Origin of the sequence: Affinundibacterium danionis (genome assembly GCF_042432465.1) — a bacterium.
GTDB lineage: Bacteria > Pseudomonadota > Gammaproteobacteria > Burkholderiales > Burkholderiaceae_D > Undibacterium > Undibacterium danionis.
Map to the genome: position 1 here is coordinate 94623 of NZ_JBHLXJ010000016.1, position 16021 is coordinate 110643.

The 16021-nt window shown below is 44.5% G+C and carries 10 protein-coding genes; 4 read left to right on the plus strand and 6 right to left on the minus strand.

The genetic code is table 11. The features are described from left to right. The first annotated feature begins 387 nt into the window (after positions 1-387). From gatC to gatB, 3 genes are all read left to right on the plus strand, one after another. Complete coding sequence (gene gatC / locus ACFFJH_RS15120) at positions 388-690, plus strand: Asp-tRNA(Asn)/Glu-tRNA(Gln) amidotransferase subunit GatC (protein WP_390213748.1); 303 nt, start codon at positions 388-390, stop codon at positions 688-690. 106 nt (positions 691-796) lie between these two features. Next, positions 797-2251 carry an Asp-tRNA(Asn)/Glu-tRNA(Gln) amidotransferase subunit GatA gene (gatA, locus tag ACFFJH_RS15125; protein ID WP_390213750.1) on the plus strand — a complete coding sequence of 485 codons (1455 nt, stop codon included), beginning with the start codon at positions 797-799 and terminating at the stop codon, positions 2249-2251. A gap of 217 nt (positions 2252-2468) precedes the next feature. Continuing rightward, positions 2469-3941 carry an Asp-tRNA(Asn)/Glu-tRNA(Gln) amidotransferase subunit GatB gene (gene gatB, locus ACFFJH_RS15130; protein ID WP_390213751.1) on the plus strand — a complete coding sequence of 491 codons (1473 nt, stop codon included), beginning with the start codon at positions 2469-2471 and terminating at the stop codon, positions 3939-3941. A 169-nt stretch (positions 3942-4110) separates the two neighbouring features. Here the strand turns inward: gatB and ACFFJH_RS15135 are convergent, their stop codons facing one another. The 6 genes from ACFFJH_RS15135 to cysC form a co-directional block, all read right to left on the minus strand. Further along, positions 4111-5316, minus strand: coding sequence for a glycosyltransferase (locus ACFFJH_RS15135; protein ID WP_390213753.1), 1206 nt, complete (start codon positions 5314-5316; stop codon positions 4111-4113). Then, positions 5313-5960, minus strand: a complete 648-nt coding sequence (locus ACFFJH_RS15140) for a class I SAM-dependent methyltransferase (RefSeq protein WP_390213755.1) — start codon at positions 5958-5960, stop codon at positions 5313-5315. Before ACFFJH_RS15140 ends, ACFFJH_RS15135 begins: the two co-directional genes overlap by 4 nt. 23 nt (positions 5961-5983) lie before the next feature. After that, the gene (locus ACFFJH_RS15145) at positions 5984-8425 is read right to left on the minus strand and encodes a glycosyltransferase family 2 protein (RefSeq protein WP_390213756.1); all 2442 of its coding nucleotides are present in this window, start codon (positions 8423-8425) and stop codon (positions 5984-5986) included. After that, entirely contained in the window at positions 8425-10392 is a 1968-nt protein-coding gene (locus ACFFJH_RS15150; protein WP_390213758.1) for a glycosyltransferase family 2 protein, read from the minus strand. Before ACFFJH_RS15150 ends, ACFFJH_RS15145 begins: the two co-directional genes overlap by 1 nt. Positions 10393-10496: 104 nt before the next feature. Next, entirely contained in the window at positions 10497-11558 is a 1062-nt protein-coding gene (locus tag ACFFJH_RS15155; protein WP_390213760.1) for a DUF4214 domain-containing protein, read from the minus strand. 376 nt (positions 11559-11934) lie between these two features. Further along, the gene (gene cysC, locus ACFFJH_RS15160) at positions 11935-12555 is read right to left on the minus strand and encodes an adenylyl-sulfate kinase (protein ID WP_390213762.1); all 621 of its coding nucleotides are present in this window, start codon (positions 12553-12555) and stop codon (positions 11935-11937) included. Between the two features lie 303 nt (positions 12556-12858). On the opposite strand from cysC, the gene ACFFJH_RS15165 reads away from it, so the two are divergent. Continuing rightward, on the plus strand, positions 12859-15990 hold the full coding sequence (locus ACFFJH_RS15165) for a glycosyltransferase family 4 protein (protein WP_390213764.1): 3132 nt from the start codon (positions 12859-12861) through the stop codon (positions 15988-15990). Positions 15991-16021 lie beyond the last annotated feature (31 nt).

The window sequence follows — 16021 nt, forward strand, 5'->3', positions numbered from 1 at the left end:
TACCCAAACCCCAGCCTTTCTCAAAATGCATCCCCCACGAAATACAACGCACTTTAAAGAAAAATAAACACAAAAGACCGAAATTAAGAAAAGTTAGCTACGCATTTCTACATTAAGCCGATTTCAGATTCAACTACTTAAATCGCAAAATAAGCGTTCAAACTAAGCATCTTCGGCGATTTTAAGAGTATTAACCCGACATTCTACCTTATAATCCTAGAAATCATAGGCAATCCATTAAATTGAATTCAAGCTATTTTTCCGCCGTTTTCGACGCCGCTTTCAGGGAAAAATGCACAGCAATTTAAGCAAGTGGAATTCGACATTTTTATTATCACAAACACATTATTAACTCATTTTTTGGCACGCCTTGTGGCGTTATAAACCATGTCATTAGAATTAAACGATGTAAAACGTATCGCCAATCTGGCACGACTTGAATTATCCGAAAATGAAGCCAATAGCACATTAGAAAAACTTAATGGTTTTTTCTCTATCGCTGAGCAACTAAAAGCGGTTGATACGACTGGCGTTGCGCCATTAAGTCATCCAATTGCCAGCGTCATGCCGGAGATTTGCCTGCGCCTACGTGAAGACAAAGTCACCGAAAGCAATCATCGCGAAGACTATCAACAAGTCGCACCCGCAACCCAAGACGGCCTCTACTTAGTACCAAAAGTCATCGAGTAGAAGCTCAGATCCGCTGCCAATACCAGCCATTTTAGGCATGCCGATCGCTCAACTAATACGCTCGCCGGCATGCCGCAACGACACAAAGAATACGCTGAGAAAATCCATGCATACGCACTCACTGAAACAACTCTCCGCCCTACTACAGAGCAAACAAGTCTCCGCTACGGAATTGGCGACCCACTATTTAAACCGCATTGAAGCCAGTAATCTCAATGCTTTCACCCATGTTGATCGGGCTTTAACCTTGGCACAAGCCACTGCCGCTGATCTGCGCTTAGCGCAAGGTGACGCGACTGCATTAACAGGCATTCCTATCGCGCATAAAGATATTTTTGTGACGCGCGACTGGCGTTCCACAGCAGGTTCTCGCATGTTGGAAAACTATGTGAGTCCATTTAATGCGACTGTGGTTGAATTATTCAATCAAGCGGGCACAGTCACTCTAGGCAAGCTCAATTGTGATGAATTCGCGATGGGTTCTGGGAATGAAAATTCGTATTTTGGCGCCGTCAAAAATCCTTGGGATATCACCGCAGTACCGGGAGGCTCTTCCGGTGGCTCCGCCGCCGCTATCGCCGCGCGTTTAGCACCCGCGGCTACTGGCACAGATACGGGTGGCTCGATCCGCCAACCGGCTGCCTTCTGCGGCGTGACGGGCATCAAACCTACTTATGGCAGCGTCTCACGCTTCGGCATGATCGCCTTTGCCTCGTCACTTGATCAAGGCGGCCCGATTGCGCAAACCGCTGAAGATTGCAGTTGGCTATTAAACGCGATGACGGGTTTTGATGAAAAAGACTCGACCAGCGTACAACGCGACAAGGAAGATTTTTCACGCGATCTCAATCAAGACATCAAAGGCTTGCGCATCGGTGTGCCACGTGAATTTTTCAGTGCAGGTCTCGCCAAAGATGTCGAACAAGCGGTGCGCGCTGCATTGGCAGAGTACGAGAAAATGGGCGCTATCTTGGTCGATATTTCTCTGCCAAAAACCGAGTTGTCGATTCCCGTGTATTACATCATCGCCCCCGCCGAAGCCTCATCCAATCTTAGTCGTTTTGATGGTGTGCGCTATGGTCATCGCGCTGCGGAATACAAAGATCTTAACGACATGTATCGCAAGACCCGTACTGAAGGTTTTGGCGATGAAGTCAAACGTCGTATTTTGACCGGCGCTTATGTGTTATCGCACGGTTATTACGACGCTTATTATTTACAAGCACAAAAAATTCGCCGCTTAATTGCACAAGATTTCCAAGCTGCGTTTGAACAATGTGATGTCATCATGGGGCCGGTTGCACCGACGGTAGCGTGGGATCTCGGTGACAAGTCAGATGATCCGGTTGCCAATTATCTCGCCGACATTTTTACTTTATCCACGAGTTTAGCAGGCTTGCCTGGGATGTCGATTCCTTGTGGTTTTGGACAACGCGAAAAAAATAGTAAGCGTCCGGTTGGCTTACAAATTATTGGTAATTATTTTGCGGAAGCGAAGTTACTCAACGTCGCGCATCAATATCAGCAAGCGACCGATTGGCATACAAAGACACCAGAATAGAAGCAAATAGCAAGGCTCTCACATCCATTAAAGTTAAGGATAGAAATTTGTAGGGCGGGTGAAACCCGCGCCGCCAAAACGTCGAGCAACTGAGCAGCGCGGGTTTCACCCGCCCTACGAGATAGCCAGACTGGATAGCAGCGCCTCTAGCCCTCTAGCCCCCCCCTAGTGATAGAGAGTAGCTTAGAAACATAAATACACCATTTAAGGATTGATTATGCAATGGGAAGTCGTTATCGGTTTTGAGACACATGCACAGCTCAAAACTAACTCTAAAATTTTCAGCGGTTCCTCCATACAATTTGGTGCGGAAGCGAATACGCAAGCTAGCCCAGTTGATCTGGCATTACCAGGTGTATTACCTGTAATGAACAAAGGCGCAGTAGAAAAAGCCATACAATTTGGCCTAGCCGTTGGCGCGACTATCGCGCCAGAATCCATCTTCGCGCGCAAAAATTATTTCTATCCTGATCTACCTAAAGGCTATCAAATCAGCCAATTTGAAATCCCCGTAGTACAAGGTGGCACCGTCACTTGCGTGGTTGAAAAAGACGGCAAATCGGAAGTCAAAGTCATAGAACTCACGCGCGCGCATTTGGAAGAAGACGCTGGCAAATCTTTACACGAAGATTATCAAGGCATGACCGGCATCGATCTCAATCGCGCTGGCACACCGCTATTAGAAATCGTGACTGAGCCTGTGATGCGTAGCGCGGCCGAAGCGGTTGCCTATGCCAAAGCTTTACACTCCTTAGTCATGTGGCTGGATATTTGCGACGGCAATATGCAAGAAGGTTCCTTCCGTTGCGATGCCAATGTCTCGGTACGTCCTGTCGGCCAAAAGGAATTCGGCACACGTTGTGAAATCAAAAATCTGAACTCCTTCCGCTTCCTCGAAGAAGCCATCAATATCGAAGTGCGTCGTCAAATCGAACTGATAGAAGATGGTGGCACCGTAGTACAAGAAACCCGCCTATACGATCCCGATCGTAAAGAAACGCGCTCCATGCGCAGCAAAGAAGATTCACAAGACTATCGCTACTTCCCCGATCCCGATCTGCCACCATTGCGCATCAGCCGCGAATGGGTGGAGCAAGTACGCAGCACCATGCCAGAGCTGCCAACAGCCATGCGTGAGCGCTTCATCGCGCAATATGGTTTATCGGATTACGATGCCATGATCGTCACACAATCAAAAGCCATGGCGGCCTATTTTGAAGCGGCGCTAGCGACATCACCAGCAGGTGACAAAGCTACACAAGCCAAGCAAATTGCCAACTGGCTGATGGGTGATGTTTCCTCCACTCTCAATCGCGAAGGCATGGACATCGCCAGCATTCCAGTGAATGCCGCGCAACTCGCTTTGTTATTGCAACGGATCGCCGATGGCACGATTTCCAACAAGATCGCCAAAGAAGTTTTCGCCGCGATGTGGCAAGCACCTTCTGATGATGTGGATCTGGCAGACCAAGTAATTGAAGCCAAAGGCCTTAAACAAATTTCGGATGTCGGTGCGCTAGAAAAAATTATCGATGAAGTGATGGCGGCCAATCAGCAATCAGTCGATGAGTATCGCGCCGGTAAAGAGAAGGCCTTTAATGCATTGGTTGGTCAAGCCATGAAGGCGACTAAAGGCAAGGGCAACCCAGCGCAGGTGAATGAGTTGCTGAAGAAAAAATTAGCAGGATAAAAAATCCATCAGGAATAAATAGAAGCCCTAACCACCATCACAGCAAATCGAGGCCATAAGAGTACCGAGTAACGCGATGTGATGTGGTAAACGGCTTCTATTTCGCTCACTCATTAAAATCTAAAACGATTTTTTTCTAGCGAGATTCGGCACCACCCACACGATAGCGCTAGATACTGCTAATCAATTTCATTTGCTGCTTTACGCTATTTTCCACATGTAGCTCCGGAAAATGGACGCTATGTCTGACACTAGTTTTTGTTTGCAACTGTCGAATCGCCTTCTCTGCAAACGCGTCATAATCAAAGAAGTCAAATGTTTCCACACCTAAGCGCTCTGCGAATTCCGTCACAGGCTGCGTGCCCGATGCCAGTACAGGCAAGCCACTCAATGCGGCCTCTAAGAACGACCAAGACAATACAAACGGTGTCGTCCAATAAGAATGGACTTTACTAATACTCAGTAGATCCAAGTAAGTTTGGTAAGGGACTTTCCCCAAAAAGTGAACTCGACGCATGTCTAATTCGTGCCCGACTTCTGCCATTAAATGCTCGCGCCAGCTCAACGAATTTGGCGCGCGATGTCCGTAACTCAATCCATCACCGCCGACAATTAAAACATGTGCATTCGGTCGATTACGCAGAATATTCGGTAAAGATCGCATTAAGATTTGGAAGCCGCGCACTGGCTCTAAGTTGCGCGCCACATAACTCAATATCTCATCGCCGGGCTTAAAACTTAAAACGGCATGATGTTCATTGGCAGCGATCTTAAGACGCGCGTCGGCGTTGAATTGTAGATTCGCGACATTGATACCGTCATGTATGACCGTGATCTTCTCTTGAGCCCAACTCGGGTAAGTACTTTTCTGCCACTTTGTCGGTGAAATCGCAGCATCAGCAATTTCCATACTGAGTAAATTGGTCGAATTCTTTAGACGTAAGCGACAACGTTGCTGAAAATTAAGCAGTGGAATCTCAGGATCAAATCCGACATCTTGACCTTCTAAGTTGTAATAGAACTCACAATAAATAATTAATTTCGACTGCGGAAATACATCCTTCATGAATAGAGCTTCACCCCATCCAGGATGAGCAATAATAATGTCAGGTACAAATCCTTCATGCTTTAATTGCATAGCAGCCGCAGCACATGCTTCCGCCAACAAAATTTTTGACTCTTGATCTTTAAGAAGCGGATGTGTTTCTGGCGCCGCGGGTCGCAGCAAAGTATATGGCCGCAGCATCACCCCTGGAATAGGATTGTGCTGGGACATCGTGAGCGCAACTACTTTGTTTTGCTTCTTTTGCGCCAGGTGCGCGGCAAGGTAGACAAACTGGCTGGGGAAGTTCTGATGTATAAATAAAACGTTCATCGCAGTACACTTTCTAATTCCTGAAATATGCTTGCGCTCGTTGCTGGCAAGGTTGCCAATGCCCACAAATCCCAACGTTGCCCCTCATGAACACGCACCTCGCTGAAACCAGCATCAAGTAAGACTTTACCCAATAGGTTGGAGGTAAATCCAGTGCGATGTGCCATGTAGTGATGGCCATGAGCGATGGATGCTTGATGCCCAAACATCACATCCATTGCCGTAATTGGTCCCACGCCAGATTGATACAAAGTCTGATCCAAATCGTTGTATGTCACATATTTTGCTATCGCTCGAATATCTGGAACGGTAATTAAAACAAATCCACTGGGCTTTAAAACTCGTCGAAATTCTGCTAAAGCAATTGGCACCTCAAAGGAATTAACATGCTCCAAATTATGTGACGACCATATCGCATCCACACTTGCATCAGCAATCGCACTCAAGTCGGTAATACTGCCAAGGATATCGGGATTCACCTGCGGGTCAATATCTAAACGAATTTCATCCCACTGTGCAGATTGAAAAAAGAGCGGCAAGGATCCACGCCGTGATTGTCCACAACCCACATGAAGTAATTGAAGGTTTTTTCCCTCGGTCGCGAAATGATGTTGGTCTGCCATACTTGGTAATTGAGTGTGCATAAATTACTTATTCTAAACACCGATTAGTCACATTTAAATAAACCCGCAGACCGCGGCGAGCGATCTCGAGGAGGTAGGGCTAGACCCGCAAACGCATGACGATGCGAATCAAGATTAAGACTAGGATGGTATGCTGGATCACGCAACAAACATGCTCCCCAGCGTTGACGGAAAATATTAATTTCACGTTCCGCCCTAGCTCTCTTCTGCGGCGTGTCTTCATGTCCTCGGCTGGCAGACTCGGCATGCAATAAGTGCGCATAAGGCGTCCATATAATCGACTTGCCCAATTGGCGCAGCTTCAGACATAAATCAACATCATTAAAAGCCACTGGAAATGCATCGCCATCCATGCCGCCCACAGCAAGATAATCACACTTACGCAAAAACAAGCAGGCCGCAGTCACACTACTCACTTGTTGCAATAATTGGTTACGGCCATGATCTCCCCAATCTTGATCGGCGAGCCGATTACCGAAATGCGCGGCCACATTTCCGACTCCTAGGAGCACACCGCCGTGTTGTACCATACCATTTGGCCAGAGTAATTTAGCGCCGACCGCCCCCACGCCTGGCCGTAACAAATGGCTCATTATCTCGTCAAGCCAACCATCATGCAAAGCCTCGATATCATTATTAATCAGACCAATAACCTCGCCCTTTGCGACATCCACGGCTTGATTATTTAAGGTCGCGAAATTAAATACACCGGGGATAGACAGAATTTTTATCCCCTGTTTCGCGATACGCTGAAAGTAGGTTTTCGTCTTGGTCTCAACGGAATCGTTATCGATCACGATAATTTCCAGATTGGGCCAATCAGTATGGGCTTGCAAAGTACTGATGCAGCGACTCAGTAAGTTGACTCTATCCCGCGTTGGAATAATTAAAGTAACGGCGGTATTCCGTTCCGATTGACTTAAATGCCGGCAAATTCGACGCGCCGAAAAAGTGCCTGTATTCGGATTTTGCGGCAAAAGTCTAGACTCAGGCTCCAATACTTGTAACGCTAACTGCGCGGACTCAGTACGTGCCTGCTTCTCAGATTCACTCAAGGCTGAGTTTTGCTGATACAACACTCGTGGCACATGCACAATAGCACTCTCGGCTTGCGGCCAAACAGCTGACAACATTTCCCATGCAAACTGCGCCTGAGCCGAAGGCATAGCTTTTTGATTCAGGTAAGCTTCAAGAACGCTACAGCGAACCAACATAAGCTCTAAAGGATAGTCGCTTGCAAGCGCATATTCAGGATTCCAAGCGGGTTTAAACCAAGGCGTTCCAGCACACTCACTATCGGTGTAGACAATTTGTGTATCGGGATTCGTGAAACCTTCCAACGCGCAGCTCAACGCATGCGGCAACAAAGTATCGCCAACACGGACGCAAGCGATCACATCACATTGATCGTCGAGTGCATTTTGCAACATGCTAGAGAAGGACGGTAGTGCTCGCTGCCGAGGTTTTTTCGCAGGTTTATTTTGCCAATCAGATTGCAAGTAAATTTGCGGCTTAATATCTTGCTGCGCTAAGCTCGATAGGGTGTCTTCTAAAGCCTGCGTCAATTCAGTGGCGTGAGAATTAGCTTGCTCAAAACTTCCTGCACACAACATGATCCCTACACGCAGTTTTGGCAATGCCTTTTTCCGCGCAAGATCATTTGTCGGCGCCACTTCAAATAACGATGACCACTCCTTGTAGGAACACATGCCCAAACTACGGGGTAAGTAACGTTCGTAGGACTCGAGCAATTGTGCCAGCACTGGCTCGCGATCCGGATCAATCAAGGTCTTGCCGCCTGTCGCGTAACAGCATACCGCAACTGGACTGCCATTTAATTCATTACCCAGCGCATCAGTAACCCGAACCAGATGTTCTACCCCATCAGCCAACTCAAGAGGCAAATTTAATTCAAAACCATGTGAACCAACATCATATGATCGTAAGGCGGGATGCAATAGATTCGCTTTGGTTTGGGCTATAAGCGAGTCACCTAAGAACGCTTTTATTTCTTGGTGCGCTGCGGCATCGCGGGAATCAATGCACCAGCCCAATAAGCATAAGGCACTATCAGAAAATACTTTGCTAGTTAACGCCGTTGGAGGCTTGCGCGGCACTTGTAAATCGATAGCCCCAGGGAGTATCACATCGATGTTGGCGACACGAACCGTCAGGCTGCCATTTTGTTGTTGAAAAGCGCTCCCCAAATCTGCCACAAACCCGTGACAAAAATCAAAAGTCGAATGATGCAAACTAGACTCGGAAAGAAGTGCCTTAATCTCAGTTGCCAAATCACTGCGCATCACATCAGCGATGACACTACCAATGACCTCACTGTTAAGGCATACCTCCAACACGACACGTGCATTAGGGTCCAGCACATTGAGTGCCCAGCCATACAATAAATTGTTATGCATGCCATCTATAGCACCGTGCCACGGTGACGGCGAAGTTGATTTGTCCATCAGCCTTTATTCCAATTATTTAAATAGCTTATAGGATCAAAATTCTCGTCGATCTGAACCTGTTTTATGTTTAACGCGACTAGCTCGCTACTTTCAGTTAATACTTCTTTGCAGCCAGCAAAACCCAACATGACAGTATCGTTCAAAAGTGAAGATTTTTGCGTGGCGATAGAAGGTAATACATCGACCACTCCTGTATGCCACAAGGCCTCACTCACCTCACCGATAATTAGAAGACGCAAGTTCGAAAGCCTATCATCAGCATCACAAGTTGCGGCGAGGGTTGCTAGATAACGAGCTAACTGTAGAATTTTATGAGAGAACGAGGAACTCATTCTATTTTCCCAGACCACAATGCGCTCCCAACGACTAGGCAAAGCTGCTGGCAAAACCCGAACCCCGGCAGTCTTGGATGTATTCGTATTTTTTTCGAGTCGACTTAACCAAGAATTTTGTTGGCTCAATAAACCTTCATGTATCAGTTTGCGAGCGTTCTGCAAAGGGTCGTCTTTTATAAAACGGTGATAAGCGTCGTAATAATGTGGGTACCGCGATGCAATGACTCGCCGGTTTTGAGCCACTCTATAGGTCTTTTCAGGACCAAACGAGACACCACCTGCATGTGCGACGAATACCCCGGTGGCGACCAGATGACGATAACCGTTAGCGCTAGCGCGCAGACACCAATCAACCTCCTCACTATACCCGCGAGTTAAATGGTAGCCATCCAACAAACCAATGCGACGAATAACATCTGACTTCATTAGCATCGCGAAACCACAGCAAGCGGGCACTTCTATCTCTGCTATTTGCCCAGAGTCTCGCAGTGCTGCGACATACGCGTCAATACTTACTAATTGCTCAAAACTAGGCACTGGATTGTTATCTGCAATCTTTGGAAAACTACTGATCTCACCATTGTTTGACCACGGTGTCACGGAAGCGATATCGGGTGCACTGTACAGTGCATTAACCATTCTATCTATCCAATTGGCATGCACTAAAGTATCCGCATTTAACAACAAGACATCATCACCCAAATTTTTCGCATAACGCAAACCGCGATTAACCGCCTCAATAAAACCAAGATTGAAAGTATTACGAATCAAGCTGATCTTTTCTTCCGCGGCCAGGGAATCTAAGTATTGAGAAATAGCAGGCTCCGGACTGGCATCATCAACAACCAATACGCGTACACGAGTCTGATTGTGCGATAAGCTCTGTAAGACACTATTCAAACATGCTTGTACTTGACTCAAGCCGCGATACACAGGGATCAGGACACATACCTGAGCCGTTTTCAAGCTATCCGCATCTTGGACTACAACCGGCAGCTCATTTAACTCAGCGTTAAATGAAAGTTCTTGACTAACATCGGAGAAATTTAATGGCGAGCCTTGAAGCAACTCTGGCGCAGTAAGATGCTCAACATCGACAAATGCCAATGACCATACTTCATTCGGCTGTGGACAATCTATGCTAAAAGCCTGTCCATCCGCCGCTAAAGCATAGATGAATTGTCGGCTCTCGTTCGTAACAAGCAAATGTACGGTCTCGTACGTCCCATCAACCTGCAAGGGTGCAAAAATCCTCCCGGCAATCGATGAGCCATCCCTCCAACAAGCACCGAACCGTGTCAGCTCAGCCTTATTTATTTGCTTAACCAAAGCGAGATATTGTTGAGTCTGGCAGCGTGCAGGTAGAAACAAAGGTGCTAAATCACGCACACTTTGCAGAGCGCCAGCATTACTCCAAGCAGCTAACATCGCGTCCTGCAAAAAGACATCTTGAGGATCTGTGCGCCAAGCAAAATACCAAGCCTTTGACGCGAACTCTGGCTGACAAGTGTGCAGAATCTGCGCTCGCAAAATCGCTGCGATACTTTTACTTGGAAATCGTCGGCACACATATTCAGCGGCGATTAATGCACTAGCAAAATCGCCAACCTCGAGCGCCTGTAATGCCATATTAAGGATAGCGTCAGCCCGGGAAGAAGGAACGCACGACTCAAAAAAAAGGGGGGCAAAAGCCCCCTTTCTGTTATGCATAATAATAATAATAATAATAATAATTATATAATGCCCGTTATAATCGATACTGAACCAACAATTTGTGCTTCTTGTTGTGGCGCTTCATGCAAAATATTTTGTATGGCAATCGTAGCAAAACTTGAAATAACATCAGCCCTTGTTTGCCCGTGATTCAATTGATCCAACCAATAAGCCACACCTGCATCTTCACCAGCACGATTAAACGTATTTTTGTACAAACCTTGGATAAAATCTAGGCTGCTCTGTGAAATATACGGCGCATATTCACTCGATGCATAGAACGCATTAGTAATTTGCTTTAAAGTCGCCCCAGCTTTGGCAACATCAAACCAGTAATTCAAACCACCAGCGTCAGGGTCACGGCCAAACATTGAATGATACAAAGTAGTTATTTGTCCTTCTAATGAATTTTTAGCAAAGATTAAAGCATTACCGTTGTCCAACTGAACGTACTGGATTTTTGAAATATCCGTAGTCTTGCGCGTTGTCATATCAGTTACGATAGCATGACCATTTTGCGCTGTAACTTGATAGTTAGAAGCATTGCCTGACAACTTCACAACAGCATAATCACCACTACCACCAACGATAGAACTATTACCTAAGCCAGCTTCAACAGTATCTATTCCGTTACCAGTTCTAACTGAGCTATCGCCGGTACCCAAAATTATCTTCGTATTTCTCGCATCATCAATAGTAATTTTATCATTGCCAGCAGTACCGACAACGACACGACCTACGTTTGGTTGTAACACATTGTGATCGGAACTTGAGGGAATTGATGCCGCAGCATCATTAATCGTCGCAACCACCCCACCTCTACCTTGGAAAATCACGACAGGAGCATTCGCAGGCGGCTTAACAGTCGTAGTAAATGTATCAGAAGACGTAACCAATACGACTTCAGCGCCAGAAGCAACCGTCACGTTCCCATTCGCGTCTGGACCAACCTTATCAAAGTGAACTGTAGCGTTATCTCTAGTGGACAATGCCAAAATTTGATTAATAGTACTTTCACTAAAAACAGTCGCATTTGATTCCTTTAATGCCGCTTTGACTGTATTTTGATCGCTATCGTACATGCTGTACTCCTTGAATATTGGGCATTTCCAGAAAGTTTCTTAGACTAAGTTAAAATTATAAGTCAGATTTCTCAGAATACAACAGGAAGTTTACGTAAAAATCCACAATTTGTTTGCTCATATTTTAATCAGCTTAGTCACGACTGCATATACAAATTACCAAAATAAAGTAAATAATCTAAGAATGCCTACAAAGACAGGGACAAAAATATGTTGTTTTCTCTGCGCAGACACCATAAATTCAAAAGCTAGACTAGTATTCTTAAGCTCGGTACTAAAAACGAAGCACATTGCGCAAAGTGCCAGTTCGTATTTACATCTAGTATTAGCAAGTCAATTTATTGGCTATGTTGGCTATTTTAGGCGCATAAATAATTCAATTTGCTTTGTGATCTTTGACGTATCCAACACGGGTCAAGTAGTCAATTATCTCGTTCACACATTCTTCAATCGCATGTTCGCCCGTGTTGACCACTATCTCTGGCGACTCAGGCGCCTCATAAGGTGAAGTTAGTCCCGTAAATTCAGCAATAAAGCCAGAGCGCGCTTTTTTATACAAACCTTTAACGTCGCGCTGCTCACATACTTCTAGCGGACATTGGCAATAAACCTCAACAAAATCTTTTTCCGCAACTAACGCTCTCACGCGAGCTCTATCTTGCTTAAATGGTGAAATAAATGCTGCAATCACGACCACACCCGCATCCAAAAACAATTTAGCAACTTCGCCTACGCGACGTATATTCTCAACCCGATCTTGGTTCGAGAAACCTAAATCACCACAAAGCCCATGTCTAACATTATCGCCATCCAACACAAATGATCGCATCCCATGTTGGAAGAGATACTGATCCAATGCTTGAGCTAGAGTGGATTTGCCCGCTCCTGATAGACCTGTAAGCCAAATAATGCAACTGCGGTGGGCGTTTTGCTTTTCACGTTCTTGACGACTTACCTGTGTTTGCTGCCAATGAACATTCATACTAACTTTAGACATAGCAAGCTTTTCCCTTAATTACTAAAGCATAGTTACTGACGGTTGGCGGATATCCATATCCTTAACAAAACCAGTGCAACTTCAATTAAAACAAGTAAGCATGTTTATGCTTTACGCAACACCATGCAAGATTCTGAAAAACTGATGAGCAGTCAATAGGTCATCATCTTTTCGATAATTGCAATTCAAAGCGAGATATGGTTTGTATTGCTCTTACATAATTTAACATGCGATACTGGTCTTTAATCGCTCGACTATTAGTAATTTCTGTCAGTAACGAAATACACTTTCATTAAATAGCTTATGAAAAAATCGAATGCAAATCTTACACTGGCGACTAAAAATATGGCACACATCCTCCAGAATAAACAATCACAAATAACAAAAAAAAATAAGCTACTTTCTAACAATAATGACGTGAGTGGAGTCGGTAAAAAATTCAGCAAACATGCCGCCATAACGATTGCCTCAAAAAATTATATAAGCTTAGCGGTAACGCTTGCTGAATCTTACAAGTTGCATCACCCATCGAATGATTTCATCATCATTCTTGTGGACAAACCGAATGGCATGGTACCTACAGAATTCGTGTTTGGTGCTGAGGTAATCGAAATCTCCGATTTGCAGATACCAGACTTAGGTCAATTCATCTATCGCTACTCCATTATGGAGCTAAACACAGCGGTAAAACCATTCGCGCTCTCCCATTTATTCGGCACCAGAAATTACGAAACACTTTTGTACCTCGATCCTGACATCTTTGCCTTTCGACCATTTACCGAAATTTATGAAGCACTGGACACAACTTCGATTGTTTTAACACCTCACATGCGGCAGCCTTTTTTTGACGATGCGTCCCCAAGCGAAACGGCTATTTTACAAAGTGGTACATATAATTTGGGGTTCATTGGACTAAAAAAAGGAAACTCATCAAAACTATTTCTTGATTGGTGGATGAGTAAACTATATCGCGACTGTATAGTTGATATCGCGAACGGATTGTTTGTCGACCAAAAATGGGTTGATTTGGTGCCTAGTTTTTTCCCTGATCATAAGATCATCTATAGCCCAGCCTATAACGCAGCCTATTGGAATCTTCATGAACGTGCAATTAGCCATTCCGATTCGACATGGTATGCGGACGATGTGCCTATCGCATTCTTTCACTTTTCAGGTTACTCTCCTTTTGCGCCTACTCAATTATCGAAACATCAAAATCGCCATAAGCTAGAAAATTTGCCAGAATTAAAAAAACTAGTTTCTGACTATGGTGATCGTCTCATTTCTAATTTCTATGCCCAAACCTGCGAATGGCCATATGCATTTCAAACTTTGGCTAACGGGGTAGAGTTACCTTTACGAATGGTGAACCTAATAATGCAATGGGCAGCACGAAATCAAGTGCAAATGCCGGATCCATTGACAGAACCGAACACCTTTTGCAAAGCGCTGATGAGCAAAGGCATATCGCTCGATCACCCTGGATGTGTGTTGCTCTATGAGTTTATTCTGAAAAGCAGACCGGACGTTCGTAACGCCTATCCAATGGCGCTTATTGACAGTTGCGATAAAGGATTTGCATCGTGGATCAACAACTCGGGAAAATTTGAAGGCTATGTCGGCGGACTGAACGCTTTTGAAGATACGGATCAGATTTACGATTACGTTGAAGACATTTTTTATCGTTTACGCAATGCTAGTCCACCACGTGTTGATGTATTCAAAGCATTTCAAAATATGTGGAAAGACAAAAAAGTATTTTCCTCTTTCATCAATTGGATAGAAACTTACGGTGTTAAGGAGTTAGGCCTAACATTAAATCATGCAAAGAAGTTATCCCATGCTACTCCAGGTATTTTCAAAATCTTAAATATCTATTTTTTACGCGGCGATCTACAGAACAGCCATCCAAGTTTATATGACGCAACCGAAGTTATGAAACTCATAGATCAACTTCGGCGCGAGCGCTACATCAATAATACTAGCTTAGAAGAAATTTCATTATTTTCAGAATTTGCATTACAAGAGCGAGAATTGATTGAAAAAATGCGTTTTATGTATTCGCACTTTGGGAAGAGTAACCCACGTGCAATTAATTTGTATTCCATAGAAGAGCAACGACAACAACAACGACTTCAATTAAATTCCGCCACAATCTTAAACTGGTTGCAGACCGAAGATTTTTTTAGTCCAATTGAACATTTCTATTCACGCTATCCAGATAAAATTCCTGCCTTAGATGATTATGAAAAATGGAGTGTGAATGGGTTATCGCCAGCAAGAAATTATCATTTTTTAGAGCAAATTCGAACTTGCCTAACAAATTCAACATCGAACGACATCTTAATCAATTTTGCTGGCTACTTAAACGTTCCAAGTGGCATGGGAGAAGCGGCTCGCAGTATCCATGAAACCTTACAGCAAAAAGATCTAACTACGGCTGCATTCAGCCTTCCAAATCCACGTGCTTGGTGTGATGAAATCCCAAACACAGCATTGTTATTCGGTTGGCCGAAGAGTCGAGCCACTGTTTCAATAACAGTAGCCAATGCGGATTCGAAAAATTTACTTAATACAATTTTACCTAAAGATTATTGGGCAAAAAAAAACATCGGTTATTGGCTCTGGGAGACGGAAGAACTCCCGTGTCAGTTCAAATCTGCTGAAACAAATTTTGATGAGATATGGACATCAAGTGAATATGCTGCAAATGCGATCAGAAAGACTGTAACGCTTCCTGTTAGAGTTGTACCATTGACGCTTGATCTTGCTGCTATCGATATGGCTAAGAGTGATCGTGCAAATTTTGAATTACCCGTAACTGGTACGCTTTTCGGCTTTACTTTTGATCCCCTAAGCGTGCTAGAACGAAAAAACATACGTGGTTTGATCAAAGCATTTAAGCAAGCCTTTAACGAAGATGACGATTGCTATTTAGTGCTTAGGGTAAACGGCAAAACCCAAGGTGCCTATGACTATGAAATGATTCGGGCAGAAGCAAAATCAACAAAAATAATTTTCTTTGAGTCCACTTTATCAAGACAAGATGCATTTAATTTTATGAAGTCTCTCGACGTCTATGTATCCTTGCATCGATCTGAAGGGTTTGGTCTAACTTGCGCGGAGGCAATGGCTTTAGGTAAACCTGTTATTGCGAGCAATTATTCTGGCAATCTAGATTTTATGGATACGTCGAACAGTATATTGATCACCACAAACGTTATTGAAACGAGACGGGCCCACGGGCCTTATCCAAAGGGAACAAAATGGGGAGACCCAGACTTGAATGAAGCTGCGCAAGCTATGCGAGCAATGATAGATAAAACCGCTCGACTTACCTTAGGAGAAACTGCGGCGATATCGATACGTAAGACCTTAGATCATGCACGGATCAAATTAATCACGCGATCGCTCCTTGAATCACTGTTGAAGTAATTACAAATTCTGAAATTTATTTGTTAGCTTC